Here is a 25,894-nt window from a genome sequence, read left to right on the forward strand (position 1 = left end):
TAGATTTTGAATACAACTAACCTATTTTTTCATAAATCAATTAAAAAGAATATACTATTGTTAGCAGCTTTATTGCTGTCTTTCATTACTTATGCTCAAGATCCAGATCCTACAGTAGAACAGGATTCAGTAAAAACAGGTTTTAGTTTAGGTAATATAGAAATGCCAAACCCTAATAGTATAGAGTCTAAATATACGTATGATCCAGTTATTGATCGTTACGTTTATACAGAGACAGTAGGTAGTTTTAGTATTAATTACCCGTTAATTTTAACACCAAAAGAATATCAAGATTTAGTTTTTAAAGAATCTTTAAAAAGCTATTATCAAGATAAAATCGATGCTTTCGATGGAAAAAAAGGAGATTCTGAAGAACAAAAGAAAAATTTACTACCAGAGTTTTATGTTAACTCAGGATTTTTTGAAAGTATTTTTGGAGGAAACACTATAGAGGTAGTTCCTCAAGGATCTATAGAAATGGATTTAGGAATTTTGTTTACAAAACAAGATAACCCGTCTTTTTCACCAAGAAATAGAAGTAATTTTACATTCGATTTTGACCAACGTATAAGCTTAAGTTTATTAGGTAAAGTAGGGACAAGGTTACAAGTGACTGCTAATTATGATACAGAATCAACTTTCGATTTTCAAAATTTAGTAAAATTAGAATATACACCAACAGAAGACGATATTATTCAAAAAATAGAAGTTGGTAACGTTAGTATGCCATTAAATAGCTCGCTAATTACAGGAGCACAAAGTTTATTTGGTGTAAAAACGCAATTACAGTTTGGTAAAACAACCATAACAGGTGTGTTTTCTGAACAAAAATCAGACTCTCGTTCTGTAGTTGCTCAAGGCGGCGGAACTTTAGATGAATTCGATTTCTTTATTCGTGATTATGATGAGAATCGTCACTTTTTCTTAGCGCAATATTTTAGAGATACTTACGATAAATCATTAAGCAGATATCCTTTTATAGATAACCGCGGACTTCAAATTACAAGAGCTGAAGTATGGGTAACTAATAGAAGTAACCGTACAGAAAATGTAAGAAATATTGTAGCACTACAAGATTTAGGTGAATCTGCTATTATTGGTAACCCAGGAGTACAAGTAACAGCGGGACCAGATGCTTTTCCAAGCAATCAAAATAACCGTTTAGACCCAACTAATATTGGTGGAGCAGGATCGCAAATTACAGATGCAATTAGAGATATTGCTACAGTAGAACAAGGTATTTTAGTGCCTGGTTTTAATGAAGGATTCGATTATGCTAAATTAGAGAATACTAGGAAACTTACAGAAGGTCAAGAATATACATTAAATACGCAATTAGGTTATATTTCCTTAAATCAAAGGCTAAATAATGATGAGGTTTTAGCTGTGGCGTATCAATTTACAGTTGGCGGACAAGTCTACCAAGTTGGTGAATTTGCTAATGATGGATTAGAAGCTACCGATGTAGAAAATGGAACTAATAGTTCTGGAGACCCAACAACAATTGTTACTAATAATAATTTAATTTTAAAATTATTAAAAAGTAGTATAACAAGTGTCTCTCTTCCAATTTGGGATTTAATGATGAAGAACATCTATGATACTGGTGCTTATCAATTAAGTCAAGAAGATTTTAAATTAAATATTTTCTATAACGAATCTACACCGTTAAATTATATAAATCCAGTTGCTGGAGAACCATTCCCATTATTTGATATTAATAATACAATAGATCCAAGTGATGATGTTGCTATTAATGAAACAACATTATTAAAATTATTCAATTTTGATAGGCTAAACTTTAATAATGATCCGCAAACTGGAGGAGACGGTTTCTTTGATTTTGTACCGTCAATGACAGTGATTCCTCAAAACGGTAAAATTGTATTTACAAAAGTCGAGCCTTTTGGGCGCTATTTATTTGATATATTAGATAATGATAGTAATACAGCAAATAATGCTTTAGATTATGAAGCAGATGTTTACACAAATGAGAATCAAGAAAAATACGTATACGATTTATTATATAAAGCCACAAAAACAGCTGCGCTAGACGAGATTGAAAAAAATAAATTCCAAATCAAAGGACGTTATAAATCGCAAGGCGGCGATGGTATTCCTATTGGTGGTTTCAATATTCCAAGAGGATCAGTCAAGGTTACTGCTGGCGGTCGTGTTTTAGTAGAAGGTGTAGATTATACGGTAAATTACCAATTAGGTCGTGTTCAAATTTTAGATGAAGCTTTAAAGGCATCAAACACACCTATTCAAGTAACTACAGAAAGTAACTCTATTTTTGGTCAACAAACTAAACGTTTTACGGGTTTAAATGTTGAACATAAATTTAATGAAAACTTTGTTATAGGTGGTACTTACATTAATTTAAATGAAAGACCAATTACCCAAAAAGCCAATTATAATAGTGAGCCAATTAATAATACTATCTTAGGTTTTAATGGTAACTATTCTACCGAAGTTCCATTTTTTACAAGATTAGCCAATAAGCTACCAAACATAGATACAGATGCGCCATCAAACCTTTCGGTTAGAGGTGAGTTTGCTTATTTATTACCAGGTGCTCCAAAGGGAACAGACTTTAATGGGGAAGCTACAGCTTATATTGATGATTTTGAAGGCACACAAAACGGTGTGGATTTAAAATCTGCTCAAGCATGGCGTATGTCAAGTAGACCTATAGAATTACCAGCTGGTACTCCTGGAACAAACGAAAAAGGATTTAGAAATGGTTATGGTAGAGCATTATTAAACTGGTATACTATTGATCCTATTTTTTATAGTAATCAACGTCCTAGTGGCTTAAGTGATGATGATGTTTCTGGATTATATACTTCACGTGTCTTTGTTCAAGAGCTATTTCCTCAGCAAGATATTGCTCAAGGACAAACAACAGTATTAAATACTTTAGATTTAACGTACTATCCAGATGAGCGTGGGCCATATAATTTTGATCCAAACAATATTGCTGCAGATGGGACAACGATACAAAATCCTAATAATAGTTGGGCAGGTATAACTAGGCAAATATCTTCTACAGATTTTGAACAAGCAAATGTAGAGTATATTGAGTTCTGGCTTCAAGATCCTTTTCAAGAGAACCCATTAAATCCAGGAGGTACTTTAGTCTTTAATTTAGGAAGCATTTCTGAAGATATACTTAAAGATGGTAAGAAACAATATGAAAACGGTTTACCAGATGATGGTAATGTTTCATTACTTGAAAATTTAAGTGTAACACCTTATGCCATACCTCAAAACCAAGCATTAATTTATGCTTTTGATACAGAAGGACAAGAACGTACTAATCAAGATGTTGGTTATGATGGATATGATGATGCCGAAGAAAGTACTATTGTAGATGAAACTATTGCTGGAATGCCTTTAACTATGCCTGGAAACATTGCAGGACTTAATGATACATCGGGTGATAATTACACCTATTATTTAAATACAGATGGAGATGTTTTAGAACGTTATAAAAGATATAATGGTGTTGACGGTAATTCCCCAGATACATTTAGTGATACCAATCGAGGATCTACAACGCAACCAGATGTAGAAGATATTAATCGTGACAACACGATGAATACAATAGATAGTTATTTTCAGTATAACTTAGAACTAACAAGAGCGAATTTACCAGAAAATGATTTAGCAGAAATTACACCTACAAACCCAATAGGTGAGTTTATTGTTGATTTAAAAAATGTATCTCGTGTATTGCCTAATGGAGATACAGAGCAAGTACGTTGGTACCAGTTTAGGGTCCCTGTAAATGTACCGCTTGCTACATTCGATGACCCAACGGTACCTCAATATAATAGAGTAAATGGAATTACAGATTTTAGATCTATTCGTTTTACACGTATGTTCTTAAGTGGTTTTCAAGAGCAAACAACATTGCGTTTTGGAACATTAGAACTAGTGAGAAGTGACTGGAGACGTTTTCAATTGGCTTTAGACGGTGGTCCAACACCTCCAAATTTTGGTGATACAGATTTTTCTGTTGGAGCGATAAGTACCTTAGAAAATGATGGTAGTTATCAATCGCCTCCAGGAGTAGATCCAGAACGATTAAATAATAATAACTCAATTATTGATCAAAACGAGCAAGCTTTAGTAGTAAATGTTTGTGATTTACAGCCAAAAGATTCAAGAGCGGTGTATAAAAATATTGACGTAGATATGCGTCAATATAAGCGACTAAGAATGTTTTTACATGCCGAAGAAGGTGAAACTCCAGGGTTAGGAGATAATGATTTAGTAGGTTTTATTCGTATTGGTAATGATTTAACGCAAAACTATTACCAAATTGAAATTCCTTTACAGGTATCTCAAGGTGTATCTCGTGAAGCTTTATGGCCTAATGCAAATGAAATTAATCTAGATTTAGAGTTTCTTCAGCAAATAAAATCTATAGGGATATCTAATGGAACTTTAGCGAATCCTACAGCAACTTTTTACGATTTAGTTAATGGAGAACTTATTCCAGTTCCTACAGGAGGTCAATTTACAGATTATGTAGCTGGACAGCATAGATTAGCAATTAAAGGTAATCCAAACTTTGGTGCTGTAAGAACTTTAATGGTTGGTGTTAAAAATGCTACAGATTTTGACCAATGTGGAGAAATTTGGTTTAACGAATTACGTTTATCTGGTCTTGATAATGAAGGTGGTTGGGCAGCTGTATTAAATATGGATACTAACTTTGCAGATTTTATGAATGTTAGTGCTACTGGTCGTATGAGTACTGCTGGTTTTGGATCGGTAGATCAAGGACCGCAAGAGAGAAGTCGTGAAGATGTTAAACAATATGATGTTGTTACTAATATTAATGTAGGGCAGTTATTACCAAAAAAATGGGGATTACAAATTCCATTTAATTATGGTCAAGGTGAAGAGATAATTACTCCTGAATATGATCAACAATATAAAGATATAAAATTACAAACTCGATTAGATGCTGCCGAGACAAATGAAGAACGTGAGACAATTCGTGAACAGTCTGAAGAATTCACTAAACGTCAAAGTATTAATTTTATTGGTGTTAGGAAAGTTAGAACAGGAGATTCTAAACCACGCTTTTATGATGTAGAGAATCTAACCTTTAATCATTCTTTTAATAAGGTAGACCATAGAGATTTTGAAATAGAACGCTCCGTAGATAAATTAGTTCGTACAGGAGTTAATTATGCCTACAGTTTTGAACCTAAAGTAGTAGAACCATTCAAGAAAAATGATTCATTATTTACTGGTAAATATTGGAAACTTTTAAAAGATTTTAATATTAATGTATTACCAACAAGTTTATCTGTTAATACAGATTATAATAGGCAATTTAATAGACAACGTTTTAGAGAAGTAGAATTAGGAGGTAATAATATTGGTCTTGAAGAATTATACAGAAGGAATTATACCTTCGATTTTCAAACAAATGTAAATTGGAATTTAACGCAAGCATTATCATTAAACTTTGCAGTAGCTAATAATAATATTGTTAGAAACTATTTTAGAGATGGTGATATTAGCGGAGAGCAAGATCCTACATTAGGTGTTTGGGATGGCTATTTTGATGTTGGAGATCCTAATAGGCGTTCTCAATTATTAGGTGTTAATTATGAATTACCTTTAAATAAAATCCCTACTTTAAGTTTCTTAAAAGTACAATATGCTTATACAGGACAATTTCAATGGCAAAAAGGATCAGATTTATATGGGAATCTTCCAATTGAAACAACAGATGCTAATGGAGTTACTACTACAAATACATACGATTTAGGTAATACTATTTCTAACGGAAACTCTCATAATATCAATTCTACTTTTGATATGAATAAGTTATATAAATATTTAGGTATAGCTAAGAAGAGAAACAGAAGATCAAATGGTAAAGTAAGTAGAAAGAGAAATAGTACGCCTCCAAGAGGAAAAGATAAAGATGCTAAAACAGCTCAAAAGCCAAAAAAGAAAAAAAATGGCTTATATAATTTTGGTATTGGTCTATTAACTAGTGTTAAAAGAATTCAAGTTAATTATACCGAAAATAATGGAACATTTATTCCGGGTTATTTAGATACACCAGGTTTTATAGGTACATCTAAACCTACATTAGGATATACATTTGGAAGTCAACGTGACGTAAGAGCGCGTGCAGCAAGAAATGGATGGCTAACTGTTTTTCCGGATTTTAACCAGCAGTATACTAAGAATTTAACAAGGCAATTAGATGTTTCAGCTAATTTAGAACCAATAAAAGATTTAAAAATAGATTTAGTAGGTTTTAGAACTTACGCAGAAAATTACACAGAAAACTATAGAGTTGAGAATGGTGAGTACCAATCATTAACACCTAACACATTTGGTAATTTTAGAATTTCAGCTTTTACTTTACCAACAGCATTTGGAAAAAGTGATGAGAATCAATCTCAAGCGTTTGATGATTTTAGAAGTAATAGATTAATAATTGCTCAACGTTTAGCCCAAGAACGTGGTATAGATATTACAGATCCTAATAATTTAGATGCTGAAGGTTATCCTTTAGGTTTTGGTAAAACAAGTCAAGCAGTATTATTACCTGCATTTGTTAGTGCATATTCTGGGCAGAAAGCTAATAAAGCTAAATTAGGAGCTTTAAGAAGTATACCTATTCCAAACTGGGATCTTAAATATACAGGTTTAATGAAATTAAAGTGGTTTAAGAAACGATTTAAACGTTTCTCTTTATCACATGGTTATCGCTCAGATTATAGTGTTGGTCAGTTTAGAACTAATCTAGATTTTAATGGTATTAATTATAATATAGATTATGCCTTGCAACCAAACGATGATTTAGATCAAGCGGGTAATTTTAAAAATGAAGAAATATATAGTAATGTAAATTTAACAGAGTTATTTAGTCCATTAGTTAGAATAGATATGGAAATGAAAAACTCAGTTAAAATTCTAGCTGAAGTACGTAAAGATAGATTATTATCATTAAGTTTTGATAATAATTTAATGACAGAGATTCAAGGAAAAGAATATACTTTAGGATTAGGATATCGTTTTAAAGATGTGAAAATTAAATCTAAATTAGCTGGGCCAAAAAAGAGTATTGTTAGTGATTTAGTTATGGAAGCAAACCTATCATTAAGAGATAACAAAACGATTATTAGGTATTTGGATCTAGAGAACAATCAAATTACAAATGGTCAAACTATATACGGTATAAAGTATAATGCTAATTATTCATTTAGTAAAAACTTAACTGGTATTTTTTACTTTGATTATACATTCTCAGAGTATGCTATATCTACTGCATTTCCACAAACTACAATACGTTCTGGTATTACTTTAAGATATAACTTTGGTAATTAATACCATTAGCATTATAAATTATTGTTAAAGAAAATGGTTGTTTTTGCTTTATACAATTAATAAAAATAAAGCATAGCCTTAGTTATGGTTTATTTTTCTTAAGAAGTAGAAAGTGAAATATGGACGTTTTATTACGGTAATTTATAATGCTAAATGGTATAGATTTGTGTTTGAAATACCAATACTATTAAATACATTTGTAAAAATTATAAATAAAATACAATGAATATTCCAGCAGAATTAAAATATACAAAAGACCACGAATGGATAAAAATCGATGGTGATACAGTAACCGTTGGTATTACAGATTTCGCGCAAAGTGAATTAGGTGATATCGTATATGTAGAAGTAGAAACTGTTGACGAAACCTTAGAGATTGAAGAGGTTTTTGGTACTGTTGAAGCAGTAAAAACGGTTTCAGATTTATTTATTCCAGTTTCTGGTGAGATTATAGAATTTAATGAGTCACTTGAAGATGAGCCAGAAAAGGTAAATACAGATCCTTATGGAGATGGTTGGATGGTGAAAATTAAATGTTCTGATGTTTCACAATTAGACAATTTATTATCTGCGGAAGATTATAAAGCATTAATTGGTGCTTAAAAAATATAGTTTATTAATTAGTATCATTTATAGTATTGTTCTTGCAGCGTTAAGTTTATTTAAGATAAACACAGTCACTCAAGAACTACCATCTAATAGTGATAAACTATTTCATGCCTTAGCTTATTTAATATTTACATTACTTTGGTTCTTAGCTTTTTTTTTTAATAAAAAGCTAAGCAAAGTTAAAGCTTTAAGCTATGCTTTCTTATGTTCGGTATGCTTTGGTATTGCAATAGAAGTGTTGCAAGGGCTAATAACAGTAAACAGACAATGTGATGTTAATGATGTTATAGCCAATGTTATAGGAACAATTATTGCAGCTATTATTATATTAAGTCTCAAGAAAGAGGTGTTAAAAAATAATAATACCTTGCTTTTTTGATAAATAAATAGTTATTTTAGCAGTCACGACAAACAATATTTTAAATTTATGGAACTTAAAAAGAATCCAAAATCAAACGTAGGGAGAAATAGTTCTCTATATTTTGCAGTTGGTATGGTGTTAATGTTGTCATTAACATACTTTGCTATCAATTACAAAACATACGATAGTAAAGTATATAATCAAGGTCTTATAGATGTTGAAGATGAATTGGAAGAGGAAATCCCAATTACAAATCAAGCACCGCCACCGCCACCGCCACCACCGCCACCGCCACCAGCACCAGAAGTAATTGATGTTGTTGAAGATGAAGTGGAAATTGAAGAAACAGTAATCGAATCTACTGAAACTACTCAAGAAGAAGAAATTGTTGAGATTGAAGAAGTAGAAGTAGAGGAAGTTGAGGAAGATGTAGAAGTTTCTTTCGCGGTAATTGAAAATGTACCAATTTTCCCTGGTTGTGAAAAAGGAACCAATGCACAGAAGAAAAAGTGTATGTCTGATAAAATCAACAAACTTGTTGGTAGAAAATTTGATACTGAATTAGGTAGCGAATTAGGACTAAGTGGAAAACAAAAAATTAATGTATTCTTTACTATTGATAAAATAGGTAACATTACAAATGTTAAAACACGTGCGCCGCACCCACAATTAGAAAAAGAAGCACGTCGTGTAGTAGGATTAATTCCTCAAATGAAACCAGGTAAACAACGTGGAAAGCCAGTTAAGGTAACGTTCTTCTTACCAATTACATTTAATGTACAAGACTAAATAAATAGAGTCTTTATATCATAATTAAAAATCCCGTTACAATTAAGTAGCGGGATTTTTGTTTTTGGTATGCTTATTGTGTTTTCTTCATAATATTAACATATAAACTTTAATTATTATGAACAATTCAAAAGAAAGTCGCAGTCTCGTTCGCCAAAACGAGAAAACTGTGCAGAAATCACACAAGCATGATGCAAATTTACAAAAAAACTCAACGCTTTACTTTCAAATAGGCTTGATACTCTGTTTGCTGGCTAGCTACACTGCTTTAGAGGCTACGTTTGCTATTAAAGCAGATGTATATACTATGGGTCCTGTAGAAGATCATACTATCTACGAAATAGTGCAAAAAAAGTTTGTTATTGAAGAGAAGGTAAAAGAAAAGAAGCCAGAGCCTATAAAGAAGCCAAAGAAATCAGATCAGATCAAGGCTGTAGATAATGATACAAAGATTGAAAAGGCAATTGAAGATATTCTTGTAATTACTAAGCCAACAAAACCTGTTAAAGTAGTTGATACTGATGATCCTTTAATAGATGTTGTTGAGGTAGAAGAGACGGTTAATATTTTAGCTGTACAAAAAGTACCAATCTATCCAGGTTGTGAAAAAGCAAAAAATAACAATGAAAGAAGAAAATGTATGAGTGATAAATTAAGCAAACTTATTCAAAGAAAATTTAATGGTGACCTTGGAGCAGAATTAGGTTTAAGAGGTAAACAAAAAATCTTAGTTGCTTTTAAAATTAATAAAAATGGAGACGTTGAAATAGAAAAAGTAAGAGCGCCACATGATGAATTAGAAAAAGAAGCAATACGTGTGGTAAATAAAATACCGCAAATGGAACCTGGTAAGAATAATAAAAAACCAGTTAACGTATCGTATATGTTGCCTATTACATTTAAAGTACACTAAGAGTTCTTTCATCAATCATCAATCAAAATTAATATCCCGCTTTTCGCGGGATATTTTTGTTTTGTACAATTAAACAAAAAAATTAAAAACAGTATCTTTCAAGAAAATTTAACCGCTTATTACTTTTATGAAGTACTGCTTATTACTTTTATGTTTTTGTTTTCAATATGTTGTTTCTGCTCAAGAAGATATAACCTACGAGAAATCACCAGTTTTTGAAACTTGTGAAAACGAAACTTTAGATAATCTTCAAAAATGTTTTGACAATCAGGTCTTCAAATTATTATTCGAAAACTATAAAGTACCAGAAAAAGTATCTCAAGAGAATTATAAAGGCGATGTTGTTATCTTATTTGAGGTAGATACAACAGGTGTTTTTAGAACCATGTATGTAGATGCCATTTATAAAGAACTAAAAGATGAGGCTAAAAGAGTAATACAATCATTTCCTAAAGTGCAACCAGCAACATATAATGGTAATCCAACATATAAGCAATATTCTATAGCTTTAAAGATACCATTAGAAGACCAAACGGTATCATTAGAGGATTTAGCAGCTCAAAAAGAAAACGAAAATGAACTTTCTATATTAGAACAAAAAGCCAAAGCCGAATTTGATAGTGTAAAAGCATCAATTAAACCTTATACAAATAAACGATACAAGAGCCAGTTAAATATTCCTTTTACGCATAGTGATTATGCAAGATTCGATCGTGCAATTAATTTAGTAGGTACTAATAGTCATACGGCTGCAAAACCATTTATTTTTGAAGATGTTTCTAAATATCATGATTTTGAAGCAGAAAAATTAGCACTTAAAAAAGAAACCAAATCTTGGACTGGTAGAAAACTATGGAACGAACATTTAGCAAGAGTTCAAAGTAAAGATTATTGGTTTGTTATAGATCCTATTTTCGATCTGGAAGTAGGAAAAGATACTGATGCTAGTTTTGGATCAACATATAATAATACAAGAGGTGTAAATATTCAAGGTGGCTTAGGTAAGAAATTTAACTTCTCTGCTCAAGTTTATGAAAGTCAAGGTCGCTTTCCTCAATATTATAATAACTATGCAGAAAGCTTAGCACCAGCAGATAATAGCCCAGCTGTTATTCCTGGTCGTGGTATAGCTAAACGATTTAAAAAGGATTCTTACGATTATCCAGTAGCAGAAGCTTATTTAAGTTACACGCCAGCAAAGTTTATTAATATCCAATTTGGACATGGTAAAAACTTTATTGGTGATGGTTATCGCTCACTATTACAAAGTGATGTGGCTAGTCCATATCCTTTTTTTAAATTAAATACCAAGTTTTGGAAAATAAAATATACCAACACCTATACATGGTTAAAAGATTTAAGGCCGGAAACAATAAAAGAAGATGGTGCTTTTTTATCTAAATATATAGCCAATCATTATTTAAGTTGGAATGTTAGTAAGCGTTTAAATGTGGGCTTTTTCGAATCTGTAATTTGGGCAAATACAAACGATCGTGGTTTTGATATTAATTATCTAAACCCTATTATATTTTATCGCGCTATAGAATTCGAAACGGGACAAGATGCAGGGAATGCTATTATTGGTTTCTCTTCTAAATACAAATGGAGTGACAATCTTAATTTTTACGGGCAGTTTATTATAGATGAATTCTCTTTAGGAGATGTAAAAGGCGGTAATAAAAGTTGGAAAAATAAATTTGGTTACCAATTAGGAGCAAAGTATTACGATGCTTTTAAAGTAAAGAACTTAATGTTGCAGGCAGAATATAACCAAGTAAGGCCATATACTTATTCTCATAATAGTATAACGCTTAATTATGCACACAATAACCAACCCATGGCACATTTATGGGGTGCAAATTTTAGAGAAATGGTGTTAATAGGCCGTTATAGATTAAAACGTTGGTTTGGTGAAGTAAAAATGATTGCTGGAGTTAGAGGTTTTGATGTTAATGATGGTACAGATAATTTTAATTATGGCGGTGATATTTTTAGAAATGAAGAAGATCGCCCGTTCGATACAGGAGTAACAATTGGTCAAGGTATAAAAACCAATACCATTAATGCTAGTTTACAAGCAGGTTACCTTATTAATCCAGCATCTAATTTAAAGTTATTTGCAAATATTAATTACCGCAATTTTAATCCAGAGTTTGAAACCCTATCAACTCTAAATAATAGTGCTGTTTGGTTTAATGTTGGCTTAAGAACAGATTTATTTAATTGGTATTTTGATTATTAGTATAATAATTTATTAAGTAAAAATATTTATTCATAACTAGCGCTCGTCTGTGACGAGTGACGTTCTTGTCTTTTCTTTATTTGCACTCGTCGCAGACGAGCGCTAGCTGGGTAACTCCTGCTTTTTGTATTTCTTTAGCTTGGGGAACTATGTTAGGAACTGATTTATTTGAAGAAGTTTTAAATTAGAATGAGAGAGTAGAAGCAAATAATATAATGATAACAGAACAAAACAATAATGAATATGATCCATCAGTACCAATTAAAGGGAGTGCTTGCGAATAAATTTAGATGTACAATAATTTTATGTATATTATTTTTTTCGTGTATTAATAAAGAGCAAAATCAAGTAAATGATGATTATTTAATATTAAATAAAATTATAAAAACAACTAATACTCAAGTGTCAAATAGAATTACTGATTTAAAATTAAATAATAATAATGAGTATGTGGTTTCAATCGTAAACAAATTATATAAAGATGAAAAAAAGAATAATTTGAAAGGCTTAGATAGTCTAAAACAAGATATAGGAATTATTAAAGGAGATTCAATATTAGATTCAATTTTTAATTTAAAACAGTATGAGCATTTAATATCTCAGAAACATAATACTAAATGGGATTTAAAATTGGTTAATGAATTATTTAAGGAAAAAGTAGATAATGAAAATGATTCAAAAATGATTTATATTTCAAAACCAATTTATTCTTTAGATAAGAAAATTGCATTGGTTGGTATAAAGAGAAAAACATCAATGAGCATATCGATTTATAAAAAAACAAATGGAGAATGGATTGAACATAGATTAATAGCTCCGCTTATTTTTCAACCTAAGGCAGAGAAGTTTATCTATGATAATTAGTTTTATATTAATAATCTACTAAATATTTTTAGTTCTCAATTTAGAAAACAGTAGTATATGCAATTAAAAATGAATTATCTAATAATGTTATTAACGTTTGTTTTTATTTCGTGTTCGAGTAAAACAAATATTAACGAGGATATTAAAGTTGTTAATAAAGTATATAACTCTATACTAATACCTAAATATGTTCCTGCACCTCCACCAATATATAAAAATAGTGATAGTATAGAGCCACTTAAAAAGGTTGATTTTTCTAATATAGAGAAAATTAAATACGCTATATACAAGAAGTTTGTAAATTCTAAAATTGAAAATATTCCAAATAAATTTAGAGTTTATAAGTCAGAAAAACTATTTGAACATATTAACCTAAGTGAAAAAGAGTATGTCTTATTGCAAAATTTGAATAATAATTCTGAGGGTTTTATAAACATAGAAGCATTTAAAAAACTAAATAAAGAAGATATAATTTTTGTAGAACAACAATTTATAAATAGAGAAGAGAAAAAAGAAAGTGGAATTGATGGTGTTGTGAGTTTTTCTAAAGTTTCTTTTTCATCTGAAAAAGATAAAGCAGTAGTAGCTGTAGGTGTTTATCGTTCTGGTTTAGACTCAAGCTATACACTTTATCTTTTAGAGAAAAAAGATAATAATTGGCAGATAAAGAGTTTCAAAGTTATTTCCGTTTCTTAATTTAATAATTATAACAAAAAACCACAAGGAAAAACCTTGTGATTTTTTGTTATAAATCTACTTTTACAGCGTATCTTTGCAAAAGCAAAAAAAACAGGTACTGTTTTGGGAAGAACGTCATCAACACCAATAGAACACAATTGGATTTCAGATTTTAAAGAAATCACAAAAATGCGTTTAGCATTAAGCGTGGTGTTTTCTTCAGTAGCAGGTTATTTACTTGGTGTAGAAACTGTTAATTTCACAACATTAATATTATTAGCTTTTGGTGGTTATTTTATGGTTGGTGCTTCTAACGCCTATAACCAAATTATAGAAAAAGACCTTGATGCTCTAATGGATAGAACAAAAAATCGTCCTATTCCTGCTGGTCGCATGACTGTAAGAACGGCATTTATTATTGCTACCATTTTTACTGTTTTAGGAATTACTATATTATATAGTATTAATCCACAAACAGCTATGTTTGGTGCTGTTTCTATATTTTTATACACTTGTGTCTATACGCCTTTAAAAACAAAAACCCCATTGGCTGTTTTTGTTGGGGCTATTCCAGGTGCTATACCATTTATGCTAGGTTGGGTAGCTGCGTCTAACGATTTTAGTATTGAGCCTGGAGTATTATTTGCACTACAATTTTTTTGGCAATTCCCACATTTTTGGGCTATAGGTTGGTTTTTGTATAACGATTATAAAAAAGGGGGCTTCTTTATGTTGCCTACAGGTAAACAAGATAAAGGAACTGCAGTACAAACTATTAGTTATACGGTTTGGACCATTTTAGTGTCTATCGTTCCTGTTTTTGGAGTCACTGGACAATTAAAATTAACAATTGTTTCGGCAGTTATTGTTTTTGGAGCAGGACTATTTATGCTGTACTATGCGATTCAGTTGTTTAAAAAAATGACAGAAAAATCGGCTAAGCAATTAATGTTAGCAAGTGTTTCTTATATCACATTTATACAAATTGTTTACGTTATAGATAAATTTATTAGATAAGTTATGGATTTAACTCAAGGCACATTAGAAGAGAAGAATGAACGTGCAAAGAAGATGATGCTATGGTTTGGCCTTATTTCTTTGTTCATGTCTTTTGCTGGATTAACAAGTGCAGTTATTATTAGCCGAACAAGACCAGATTGGTCAGACGATTTACAATTACCACAAATTTTTCTGTACAGTGTTTTTGTTATTATAGCAAGTAGTATCACATTTATTATCGCTAAACGCGCATTAAAAAGCGGAAATAGAGCAATGACATCATTGTTTTTAATACTAACACTAGTATTAGGAACTGTTTTTATATTTATGCAATTTGAAGGGTTTAATACCTTAATTAATTCTGGGTATTATTTAACAGGAGAAACAAGTAATCCAAAAGCATCTTTTATATTTTTAATTGCTTTTGTACATATTTTACACGTTGCAGTTGGACTATTTTGCCTGCTAGTTGTAATTTATAATCATTTTAAACAAAAATATATAGCTAACAAAATGTTAGGGTTAACCTTAGCAGGTACATTCTGGCATTTTATTGATATACTGTGGGTGTTTCTATATTTACTACTCTATTTTGTAGCCTAGATTTTAAGTAGAAAAACGCATGCAAAAAAAAGAAATAATTAATCATATTAAATAGGGCTTAAAAATTACACTTTAACATTTCTTTAGAAGAAGAAAATGATTATTTTTGTGCCATATTAAAAAAAACGAATCCAACTATATGAACACTACAGTTGCAACTACTGAAACAGAAACTAAAACTTGGGGTGGTGGAAACCAACCATTAAAAGCAAGTTACGGGAAAATGATGATGTGGTTTTTCATCGTTTCCGATGCTTTAACCTTTTCAGGTTTCTTAGCTGCTTATGGTTTTTCAAGATTTAAATTTATTGATTCTTGGCCTATTGCAGATGAAGTTTTTACTCACGTACCATTTTTTCATGGTAATTATCCAATGATTTATGTAGCGTTTATGACGTTTATATTAATTATGTCTTCTGTAACTATGGTATTAGCTGTAGATGCTGGTCACCATATGAAAAAGAATGCTGTAACATGGTATATGTTCTTAACCATTATTGGAGGTATTATATTTGTTGGTTCTCAAGCTTGGGAATGGGGAACATTTATTAAAGGTGATTATGGTGCTGTACAAACTAAAGGAGGTAATATTCTTCAATTTGGTGAGTACAAAACTATAGATGGTGAAAAAGTATTTAAAAGAGTTGCTGTAAAAGATTTTACGCATGCAACAGAAAAATATAGAACAGAGCACGAAAGAAAGAATGGTTTATGGTTTGTTCAAGAAAGTACGCTTCCTGAATATTCAGTAGAAGAAGTTTATGCTGGTTTAGCAGCAAATGAAAATGTATTAGTAAGGACTCAAATTATTAATGAAGAAGGAGAAAAAACGGTATTATCTAGAGCAGAGTCTTTAAAGCAAATTAAAGACAACGGTAAACTAGTAGTGCATGGTGCTAATCTTCAAGTTAACGAATATGGTTCGCCATTATTTGCAGATTTCTTTTTCTTTATTACTGGATTTCACGGATTTCACGTATTCTCTGGAATTGTAATTAACATTATTATCTTTTTCAATGTTATTATTGGTACTTACGAAAGACGTAAGAACTATGAAATGGTTGAGAAAGTAGGGTTATATTGGCACTTTGTAGATTTAGTTTGGGTATTTGTATTCACATTCTTCTACTTAGTATAATTTTTAAAAGTATTATTATCATTTTCTTTAAAAAAGGAAATCTATATAAAAGCATATTAAAACATGGCACACGAACATAAATTAGAAATATTTAGAGGTTTATTAAAGTTTAAATCTAACACTCAAAAAATTTGGGGTGTTTTAATTTTTCTTTCTCTTGTTACAGCAGTAGAAGTTGTTTTAGGTATTTACAAGCCTGAGTCATTAATGTCTCAAGTTCTTGGAATGAAAGGCCTTAACTGGATATTTATTATACTTACTATTGTAAAAGCATATTATATTACATGGGATTTCATGCACATGCGTGATGAAACTAAAGCGTTAAGACGCATGGTAGTATGGACTGCAATTTTCCTTATCTGCTATTTAATATTTATCCTTTTACAAGAAGGAGGATATATTGAAAGCGTTTATACAGACGGATATGTAAAACGTGATTTTTAATTAAAATCACCTCTGCTTTACTATAAAAGTAAAGCGTTAAAAGATAGTAAAAGGTGGTTTATTTAAACCACCTTTTTTATTTTTGTACCTATAATAAATTTGAATTTATATGAGTGAAAAGCAGACTAAAAAATACATCATCTTAGGCGTATTATTTTTCTTACCAGTAGCCTTTTTACTCATGTTGTATCCTTCAACAAATAACTATAATGTATTAGATATAGTTAAAGAGGAAGTCTTAGATATTTCAAATTTATCATCTGTTACTAATTCAGAAGTTCTGCTTAAAGATCATATTACTGTTTTAGGCTTTTTAGGAAGTAATCCAGAATCTAAAATTGTAGAAGCATCCAATTTAAAAGAACTTATTTATAATAAGTTTAAAGGCTTTAAAAAGTTTCAAGTCGTAATGCTGGTGTCTCAGGATGCTGTGGAAGAAACGAAACGATTAATACAAGAACTAAATAAATACAGCGAGCATAAGTATTGGCATTTTGTTTATGCTAGTGAGAGCGATATGAATAAGTTGTTTAATAGTTTAAGATCAAGTTTGCGTTTAGATGGTTCTTATGCTACTAGTAGTGTTTTTGTTATTGATAAAGAATTAAACCAGCGAGGTAGATTAGACGATAGAACTAAAAAAGAAATTGAAGCAGAAGATAAAATTAGACCTTTAACGGCTTATAATGCTTTAGAAGTTTCAATAATTAAAAACAAATTAGCTGCTGAAGATATGCGTGTTCTATTAGAAGAATATAGAAAGTCTGGTAGAAATAAGATAGATTCATCAAATAGAAGAGCTAAAGAGTTAAATCCAGATAAAGAAACAGATGAAAAAGAATAACTATTCATACATCAGTATAGCTTTTATTATTTTATTATTCGGTATTATTTTTATCCCAAAAATAGTAAATAGAGTAAAGGATAATAAAGTGGTTGTTAATAATGAAAACCGAAGCAAGCCGGCAGCAAAATTTACTGAAGAAGAAAAGAAGGCATCTGCTTTATCGTTTATTAAAATAGAAGGAGAGCCTAAAAAAGTGCCAGATTTTAGTTTTACCAATCAAGATGGTAAAACGATAACACAAGAGGATTATCTAGGTAAAGTTTATGTTGTGGAGTTTTTCTTTACTACATGTCCTACTATTTGTCCAAGAATGAATAGAAATTTAGTATCTGTTCAAGACGTGTTTAAGGATAATAAAGATTTTGGAATAGCATCATTTTCAATTATGCCTGCTACAGATACTCCTGAGATTTTAAAAGCTTATGCTGAAAATTATGGGGTTACTAATCCTAATTGGAATTTAATGACAGGGGAGCAAGAAAAGATTCATGCTTTAGCTAATACAGGTTTTAATATTTACGTTGGAGATGTAGAAGACGGAGAATTAGGTTTTGCGCATTCAGGCGATTTTGCTTTAATAGATAAAAATGGTTTTATTCGTTCGCGTACAGATGACTTTGGAAACCCTAAAATATTCTATAAAGGGATTATTAGTGAAAAAGAAAAAACGGATGAAGATGGTAATAAACAAGAAATTACCATGCTAAAAGAAGACATTAAAATACTTTTAAACGAGTAATTACACTGAGAGTAAAATATGAGTACACAAGAAAATATACAAGACGAAAAGAAATACAATAAATGGATTGTAATATTATCTATATTTATTCCAGTAGCAGTAGCAGGTTTGTTTGCTGTTAAATTAAAAGACTTGGGCATTGATGTAGAGCCATTAACTTTTTTGCCGCCAATTTATGCTGCTATTAATGGTTTAACAGCTGTTGTTTTAATTATTGCTGTTTTAGCGATTAAGAAAGGAAATAGAAAATTGCATGAACGATTAATGAAGTTTGCAATTACCTTATCAGTAGCATTTTTGCTTATGTATATTGCGTATCATATGACCAGTGATTCTACTAAGTTTGGTGGAGAAGGAACGATTAGATATGTTTATTTTTTTATTTTACTAACGCATATTTTATTGTCCATTGTTGTTATTCCATTTGTGTTAATTACCTATGTTAGAGCGATTACAAATAACTTTGAACGCCATAAAAAAATTGCAAAAATTACATTTCCATTATGGTTGTATGTAGCAGTTACTGGTGTTATAGTATATTTAATGATATCGCCTTACTATATCTAAATATGTTATTTATAGCGTGCAAAGAATCTTTTAAGTTATGAAAGCAAAAGCCATTGTATTTCTTTTTTCTTTTCTCTTTTTTCTAAAGAGTAATGCACAATGCGCAATGTGCAGAGCTGTATTAGAAAGTGAAGAAGGTATGGGCACAGCAAAAAGTATAAATGATGGTATTATATATTTAGCTGCAATACCGTATATCTTAGTTTTTGGTGTAGGTTATTATATATATCGCAAGTATTTTAAGGTTAAATAAGAGCTTGCCAAATAGGTTGTGTTATTCTAATTTTTTCTTTTTAACATATATTTTACAAAATTCCTGTAACAATTTTTGTCCTTTGTAGTCTAATGAATATGATGTAATAGAAACATCAATCAAAAAAACCGACCAATTATGCTGAAAATCAATAAGCTTCACAAGTCTTATCCAATAGGTGATTCCAGTTTACATGTTTTAAAAGGTATAGATCTTTCTGTCGAAAGTGGAGAGATGGTAGCTATTATGGGATCTTCAGGATCTGGAAAATCGACATTACTTAATATTATTGGAATGTTAGATGAAGCAGATGAAGGAGAATATGTTTTAGATAATGTGCCTATTAAGAATTTAACAGAAAAGAAAGCTGCAATTTATCGTAATAAGTTTCTTGGTTTTATTTTTCAATCTTTCAATTTAATCAATTATAAAAATGCATTAGATAACGTTGCTTTGCCATTATACTATCAAGGTTTAAAACGTAAAGAACGCATTGAAAAAGGATTATTCCATTTAGAAAAAGTAGGTTTAAGAGATTGGGCAGATCATTTGCCAAATGAATTATCTGGTGGGCAAAAACAACGTGTAGCAATTGCAAGAGCTTTGGCTGCAAATCCTAAATTATTACTTGCAGATGAGCCTACGGGAGCATTAGATACTAAAACGTCACATGAGATTATGGAATTTATCCAGTCTTTAAACGATGAAGGTAAAACAATATTAATGGTAACACATGAAGAAGATATTGCTAATATGTGTAAACGTATTGTGCGTCTTAAAGATGGTGTTATTATGGAAGATACATTTGTTGAACAAGTAAGAGCATCTCAATATGTTTGATAGAGACCTTTGGAGGGAAATATTTCAAAGTATTAACATGAACAGAACCAGAAGTTTACTTTCTGGATTTACTGTTGCATTTGCAATATTGCTATTCGCAATACTCTTTGGTGTAGCTAACGGACTTCAAAATACTTTTGCGGAAGCTTTTGTTGATGATGCATCAAATTCTATATTTATTAGAGCAGGTAGAACAACTAAGGCTAGTAATGGTTTACAGGCAGGAAGACGCATTCAATTTAAAAATAAAGATTACGATTATATAAAGGAAGAGTTTGGAGATAAAGTGCAATATATTACTTCAAGATTATATAGAAATGTAAATGCTTCTTTTAGAAATGAGAAAAATAGTTATACAGTAAGAGCTTGTCATCCAGATCACCAATACTTAGAAAATACAAAAGTTACTTATGGTCGTTTCCTTAATCAGTCAGATATGGAAAATAAGACAAAAGTAGTTGTTATTGGTCGTTTGGTTGAAGAGGATTTGTTTATAAAGACAACACCTGTTGGAAAATATATTAATCTTAGTGGCATTCAATATAAGGTCGTTGGTGTTTTTGAAGATGATGGTGGCGATAATGAAGAAAGACTAATATATATGCCGTTAACAACTGCTCAACAAGTTTATGGTAATAATGATTATGTAGATCAAATTAATTTAACATATAATCCAAATTTAAAATTTGATCAAGCTCTTGATTTTAGTAATCTTATTACAGAAAAGCTAAAAGATAGATTCTCTGTAGCTTCAAGTGATCAAAGAGCCATTAGAGTAAGGAATTTAGCTAATGAGGCTCAGGCTATAAATCAAATGACTACCGGTTTAGGTATTATTATTTTAGTTATTGGCTTTGGTACACTAATAGCGGGAGTTGTTGGTATAAGTAATATTATGATTTTTATTGTTAAAGAGAGAACAAAAGAAATAGGGATTCGTAAAGCTTTAGGAGCATCTCCAAAATCTATCGTTTCTATTATTTTAATAGAGTCTATTCTAATTACTTTAATAGCTGGTTTTGTTGGTTTATTTATAGGTATGGGAGTTGTAGAATTGGCAGGTCCAAGCTTAGAAAAATACTTTATAAAAGATGCAGGTGTAAGCACTTCTACTATTATAGGAGCTACTTTTACATTAATTGTAGCTGGTGGAATTGCGGGTTATTTACCAGCAAAAAAAGCATCACGTATTAAACCTATTGTAGCATTAAGAGACGACTAATATGGTAAGATTTTTATTTGAAAGAGATACGTGGCAAGAAGTCTATGACAGTTTAACAAAAAATAAACTGCGAACAGTGCTAACTATGGTTGGTGTTTGGTGGGGTATTTTATTGCTTATAGGCTTATTGGGTTCAGCAAGAGGATTAGAAAATTCATTTAATAGACTCTTTGGTAGTTTTGCGACCAATAGTGTTTTTGTTTGGGCACAAAGCACCAGCAAACCATTTAAAGGATTTCAAGAAGGGAGACAAGTGAAGTTGTCAATAAGTGACGCTGAGAAAATAGAAGAAAATGTCGAAGGGATTGAATTTGTTGTACCAAGAAGTCAAAGTCAAGCATTAGTAGTTCATGATTTTTTATCTGGAAATTTTGGTGTAAGTGGTGATTATCCATTACTAGATAAAGTTCAGAAAAAGAAAATGATGAAAGGTCGTTTTATTAATCAAATAGATATTGAAGAGAATAGAAAAGTAGCGGTCATTTCAGAAGATATTTATAAACAACTATTCAAGAAGGATGAAGAAATGTTAGGCGAGTATATTCAGCTTAATGGAATGAACTTTAAGGTTGTTGGTATGTTTGAGACAGGTAATGTTAATATGGGACCAAGGAGTGATATTCATATCCCTTTTACAACATTTCAACAAATTTATAATATGGGAGAAGAAATTGGTTGGATGATGATTACTGGAAAACCAGAATACGATATTGCTCAAATTGAAAGTGATGCAAAACTCTTACTTAAGAATTTAAACCAAATTCATCCAGATGATAAACGTGCCTTTGGTGGTTTTAACCTAGGAAAAGAATTTGCAAAAGTAACGGGGTTTTTAAAAGGGATGCAATTCTTGACTTGGTTTGTGGGTATAGCGACTTTAATAGCAGGAGTTTTTGCTATTGGAAATATATTATTAATTACTGTAAAAGAACGTACCAAAGAAATAGGAGTAAGACGGGCATTAGGAGCTACACCTTTCGAAATTAAAAGGCAAATTATTTTAGAAGCCGTTTTTATAACAATTATTGCTGGGCTTATGGGGATTATAAGTGGAGGCTTAATATTAATGTTATTAGATTCCTCATTTGGTCTAGGGTCAGAAACCGAAGTTTTAATTAATGCTTCTGTTTCAATTGCTGTAGTATTTATTGCATTAATAATATTGGTAGTATTAGGAACTTTAATAGGTTTAATACCTGCTAATAAAGCAACAAGTGTAAAGCCTATTGATGCATTAAGAGAAGAATAAATAAATCAATCAAAATACAAAAAACAACCAACTAAGAAAATCATATTTGAAATGAAAAAAATATTAAAAATCGTAGTAGTATTAGGATTACTAGTAGCCTTGGTTATGGTACTAAGTTATTTTAAAAAATCTAATGAAAAATCTATCGAAGAATTTAAAGTGTCTGAACCATTCTATACCTCTTTAAAGACTAAAACGGTTGCTACTGGTAAATTAAATCCAGAAGAAGAAGTTGAACTAAAGCCTCAGATTTCTGGAATTATAGATAAAATTTTAGTAGAAGAAGGTGATATTGTTAAAAAAGGCGATCTTATAGCTAAAATTAGAGTAGTACCAAACGAGCAAAGTTTAGTAGGTGCAAATGGTGAAATAGCTAATTCTAAAATTTCTTATAATAATTCAAAAACAATCTACGATAGAAACAAAAATTTATTTGATAAAGGTGTGATTTCTAGACAAGATTTTGAGAATAGTGAATTAGCATTAAATCAAGCAAAACAAAGATTAGATCAAGCACAAAATAACTATCAAATTATTAAAAGGGGATCATTATCTGGTGGCGGTTCTGCAAATACAAGTATTACAGCATTAATTCCTGGTACAATATTAGAAATCCCAATTCGAGAAGGAGATCAAGTCATTCAAAGTAATAACTTTAATGCTGGTACTACAATTGCTACAATTGCAGATATGAGTAAAATGATTTTTGAAGGAAAAGTTGATGAAGCTGAAGTTGGTAAATTAGAAGAAGGAAAAGAAATTAAAGTTATATTAGGAGCTATTAATGAAAAAGAATTTCCTGCTAAATTAACATTTGTTGCGCCTAAAGGACAAGAAGAAAATGGTGCAGTTCAATTTACTATTAAAGCAGATGTAACCGTAGAGCAGTCAACAAAAATTAGAGCAGGTTATAGTGCTAATGCAGAAATAGAAATGGAGAGTAAAGATAGTGTGTTGGTGGTAAAAGAGTCTTTATTACAATTTAATAGAATTACAGAAAAACCTTTTGTTGAAATTCAAAAGGAAGATAATTCTTTTGAGAAAAAGAACGTAATCCTTGGGATTTCTGATGGTATTAATGTAGAGATTACTGAAGGAGTAGAAGAAGGAGATAAAATAAAAGTATGGAATAAAGCATCAAAAGAAGATAACGAAGATGAAGATTAATAATATAAAAATACTAGCGTTAAGTTTTTTACTTACTTGCACAGCTTACAGTCAAGATAAAGTATGGTCATTACAAGAATGTGTAAACCATGCTTTAGAGAATAATATATCGGTATTACAAGCTCAAAATACATTGTTATCTAATGAGCAGGATATTATTTCTTCTAAAGGTTCTTTTTTACCATCAGTAAATGGAAGTTTAGGTCATAGTTTGTCTTTAGGTAATGCAGAAGTGTTTCCGGGACAGTTTGTAGATAGAACTTCTAATAGTACAAATATTGGAATAGGAGCAAATCAAACAATATTTAATGGTTTTAGATTAACTAATTTATATAAGCAGTCTCAATTAAATTTAGAAACGAATAAGCTTGAATTGTCTAGAATTAAAGATGATATTTCTCTTAATGTTGTTAATGCTTATTTAAATATCTTATTTAATAAAGAAAATTTAGAAACAGCCAAAGCACAATATGAATTTACCAAAAAACAATTAGAGCGTGTTAAAGAACTTGTAGATGCTGGAGTACAACCTAGAGCAAATATATATGATTCTGAAGCTACTTTAAGTCGTGACTTACAAAGTGTAACAGTTGCAGAAAATAGTTATGAATTATCATTGTTAACATTATCTCAATTATTACAAGTAGATTTTAATGGTTTTGATGTAGAAGTCATTGAAATTGATAATCCAACGGCAGAGTTAATGTATGATGATGTAACACCAATTTTAAATTACGCTATAGAAAATAGGAGCGAAATTAAAGTGGCGGAAAAAAATATTGAGCAATCAGTATTAAGCACAGAAATATCAAAAAGTGGTTTTTATCCTTCGGTTACTGCTGGATATAGTTTTGGATCTAATGCCTTTTATACTAATTTATTTGATACAGAAGATACTTTTTTAAATCAATTAAATGACCAGAAAGCGCATAGTTTTAGGTTAAGTGTTAATATTCCTATTTTTTCTGGATTTCAAAATAAAACGGCGGTAGCAAAATCTAAGATTCAAGAAGAAAATGCTAAATTAAGTTTAGACCAAACAAAATTAACTTTAGAATCTAATATTCAACGTGCTTTTACAGATGCTAAGTCAGCATTTAGAGCATACGATGCAGCAAAAGCATCTTTAGAATCACAAGAACTTGCATTTAATAACTCGAAAGAACGATATGATATTGGTGCTATGAATGCTTTCGATTTAGAACAATCTCGATTAGCATTAGTAAATGCACAAGCGTCTTTAATTAATGCTAAATATGATTTTGTTTTTAAAACAAAAGTGTTAGATTTCTACCTTGGAAAACCAATAACACAATAATTTGGCACTTATACTTAATATAGAAACCACAACAACAAATTGTTCAGTCTCACTTTCCAAAGAAGGTGAGACTTTACTTTTAAAAGAAGATTATAGTAACAATTATTCTCATGCAGAACGATTGCATGTTTTTATAGAATCACTTTTAAAAGAAGCAAAAATTAATAAATCGGAACTAGACGCTATTGCAGTAAGTAAAGGTCCTGGATCATATACAGGTTTACGTATTGGAGTTTCAGCAGCTAAAGGCTTGTGTTTTGCTTTAGATATTCCACTAATATCTGTATCTACTTTAGAAGCTCTGGCTTATCAAGTTAAAGCTAAAAGCGGAATTATTGTTCCTATGCTGGATGCACGACGTATGGAAGTATATTCAGCTGTATTTTCAGCATCATATAAAATGCTACGTTCAATAGAAGCACAAATATTAGATGAGTCGTCCTTTAGCGAATATTTAAAATCTGAAACTGTATATTTCATTGGAAATGGAGTTGAAAAAACAAAGACTTTAATTAATAATGATAAAGCTGTGTTTATTGAAGGGAAATTACCCTCAGCTAATGAAATGAGTATATTGGCATACATTAAATACAAAAAAAGCGACACCGAAGATGTCGCTTATTTTGAACCTTATTACCTAAAAGATTTTGTAGCATTAAAGCCTAAATCTAAATAAGT

Annotated in this window: 22 protein-coding genes; all 22 read left to right on the forward strand. The window is 30.6% G+C overall.

Features of this window, described 5'->3' with window-relative positions; genetic code table 11:
* The first annotated feature begins 6 nt into the window (after positions 1–6).
* A complete protein-coding gene (gene sprA / locus Q0997_RS17755) occupies positions 7–7,374 on the forward strand; it encodes a cell surface protein SprA (RefSeq protein WP_299891351.1) in 7,368 nt (2,455 codons plus the stop codon).
* Positions 7,375–7,596: 222 nt separating this feature from the next.
* Positions 7,597–7,977, forward strand: coding sequence for a glycine cleavage system protein GcvH (gcvH, locus tag Q0997_RS17760; protein ID WP_299891354.1), 381 nt, complete (start codon positions 7,597–7,599; stop codon positions 7,975–7,977).
* Positions 7,970–8,362: a VanZ family protein gene (locus Q0997_RS17765; RefSeq protein WP_299891357.1), complete on the forward strand. Its 393-nt coding sequence runs from the start codon at positions 7,970–7,972 to the stop codon at positions 8,360–8,362. The genes gcvH and Q0997_RS17765 overlap by 8 nt, the downstream gene beginning before the upstream one ends.
* 48 nt (positions 8,363–8,410) lie before the next feature.
* The gene (locus Q0997_RS17770; RefSeq protein WP_299891359.1) at positions 8,411–9,133 is read left to right on the forward strand and encodes an energy transducer TonB; all 723 of its coding nucleotides are present in this window, start codon (positions 8,411–8,413) and stop codon (positions 9,131–9,133) included.
* Positions 9,134–9,251: 118 nt separating this feature from the next.
* Positions 9,252–10,046: an energy transducer TonB gene (locus Q0997_RS17775; protein ID WP_299891362.1), complete on the forward strand. Its 795-nt coding sequence runs from the start codon at positions 9,252–9,254 to the stop codon at positions 10,044–10,046.
* 127 nt (positions 10,047–10,173) lie between these two features.
* Positions 10,174–12,288 (forward strand): gliding motility protein RemB, encoded by a 2,115-nt coding sequence (locus Q0997_RS17780; protein WP_299891365.1) that lies wholly within the window; start codon positions 10,174–10,176, stop codon positions 12,286–12,288.
* Between the two features lie 243 nt (positions 12,289–12,531).
* Positions 12,532–13,152, forward strand: a complete 621-nt coding sequence (locus Q0997_RS17785) for a hypothetical protein (RefSeq protein ID WP_299891368.1) — start codon at positions 12,532–12,534, stop codon at positions 13,150–13,152.
* Positions 13,153–13,221: 69 nt separating this feature from the next.
* The gene (locus Q0997_RS17790) at positions 13,222–13,848 is read left to right on the forward strand and encodes a hypothetical protein (protein WP_299891371.1); all 627 of its coding nucleotides are present in this window, start codon (positions 13,222–13,224) and stop codon (positions 13,846–13,848) included.
* A gap of 105 nt (positions 13,849–13,953) precedes the next feature.
* Positions 13,954–14,847: a heme o synthase gene (gene cyoE, locus Q0997_RS17795; protein ID WP_299891374.1), complete on the forward strand. Its 894-nt coding sequence runs from the start codon at positions 13,954–13,956 to the stop codon at positions 14,845–14,847.
* A 3-nt stretch (positions 14,848–14,850) separates the two neighbouring features.
* Positions 14,851–15,432, forward strand: a complete 582-nt coding sequence (locus tag Q0997_RS17800) for a cytochrome c oxidase subunit 3 (protein ID WP_299891377.1) — start codon at positions 14,851–14,853, stop codon at positions 15,430–15,432.
* A gap of 139 nt (positions 15,433–15,571) precedes the next feature.
* Positions 15,572–16,570, forward strand: a complete 999-nt coding sequence (locus Q0997_RS17805) for a cytochrome c oxidase subunit 3 (RefSeq protein ID WP_299891380.1) — start codon at positions 15,572–15,574, stop codon at positions 16,568–16,570.
* Positions 16,571–16,633: 63 nt separating this feature from the next.
* On the forward strand, positions 16,634–17,014 hold the full coding sequence (locus Q0997_RS17810) for a cytochrome C oxidase subunit IV family protein (RefSeq protein WP_299891383.1): 381 nt from the start codon (positions 16,634–16,636) through the stop codon (positions 17,012–17,014).
* A 109-nt stretch (positions 17,015–17,123) separates the two neighbouring features.
* Positions 17,124–17,858, forward strand: a complete 735-nt coding sequence (locus tag Q0997_RS17815) for a hypothetical protein (RefSeq protein WP_299891386.1) — start codon at positions 17,124–17,126, stop codon at positions 17,856–17,858.
* A complete protein-coding gene (locus tag Q0997_RS17820) occupies positions 17,845–18,600 on the forward strand; it encodes an SCO family protein (RefSeq protein ID WP_299891388.1) in 756 nt (251 codons plus the stop codon). The genes Q0997_RS17815 and Q0997_RS17820 overlap by 14 nt, the downstream gene beginning before the upstream one ends.
* A gap of 18 nt (positions 18,601–18,618) precedes the next feature.
* Positions 18,619–19,167 carry a DUF420 domain-containing protein gene (locus tag Q0997_RS17825; protein WP_299891391.1) on the forward strand — a complete coding sequence of 183 codons (549 nt, stop codon included), beginning with the start codon at positions 18,619–18,621 and terminating at the stop codon, positions 19,165–19,167.
* A gap of 37 nt (positions 19,168–19,204) precedes the next feature.
* Positions 19,205–19,420 (forward strand): hypothetical protein, encoded by a 216-nt coding sequence (locus tag Q0997_RS17830; RefSeq protein ID WP_299891394.1) that lies wholly within the window; start codon positions 19,205–19,207, stop codon positions 19,418–19,420.
* Positions 19,421–19,558: 138 nt separating this feature from the next.
* Complete coding sequence (locus Q0997_RS17835) at positions 19,559–20,260, forward strand: ABC transporter ATP-binding protein (RefSeq protein WP_299891397.1); 702 nt, start codon at positions 19,559–19,561, stop codon at positions 20,258–20,260.
* Positions 20,253–21,482 (forward strand): ABC transporter permease, encoded by a 1,230-nt coding sequence (locus Q0997_RS17840; RefSeq protein ID WP_299891400.1) that lies wholly within the window; start codon positions 20,253–20,255, stop codon positions 21,480–21,482. Before Q0997_RS17835 ends, Q0997_RS17840 begins: the two co-directional genes overlap by 8 nt.
* 1 nt (position 21,483) lies before the next feature.
* Positions 21,484–22,731, forward strand: coding sequence for an ABC transporter permease (locus tag Q0997_RS17845; RefSeq protein ID WP_299891403.1), 1,248 nt, complete (start codon positions 21,484–21,486; stop codon positions 22,729–22,731).
* 51 nt (positions 22,732–22,782) lie between these two features.
* Positions 22,783–23,898, forward strand: a complete 1,116-nt coding sequence (locus Q0997_RS17850; RefSeq protein WP_299891407.1) for an efflux RND transporter periplasmic adaptor subunit — start codon at positions 22,783–22,785, stop codon at positions 23,896–23,898.
* The gene (locus Q0997_RS17855) at positions 23,888–25,216 is read left to right on the forward strand and encodes a TolC family protein (protein ID WP_299891410.1); all 1,329 of its coding nucleotides are present in this window, start codon (positions 23,888–23,890) and stop codon (positions 25,214–25,216) included. Before Q0997_RS17850 ends, Q0997_RS17855 begins: the two co-directional genes overlap by 11 nt.
* A 1-nt stretch (position 25,217) precedes the next feature.
* Positions 25,218–25,892: a tRNA (adenosine(37)-N6)-threonylcarbamoyltransferase complex dimerization subunit type 1 TsaB gene (gene tsaB / locus Q0997_RS17860; RefSeq protein ID WP_299891412.1), complete on the forward strand. Its 675-nt coding sequence runs from the start codon at positions 25,218–25,220 to the stop codon at positions 25,890–25,892.
* Positions 25,893–25,894: the final 2 nt, after the last annotated feature.

This window comes from uncultured Lacinutrix sp. (genome assembly GCF_947500325.1).
Taxonomy (GTDB): Bacteria; Bacteroidota; Bacteroidia; order Flavobacteriales; family Flavobacteriaceae; genus Lacinutrix.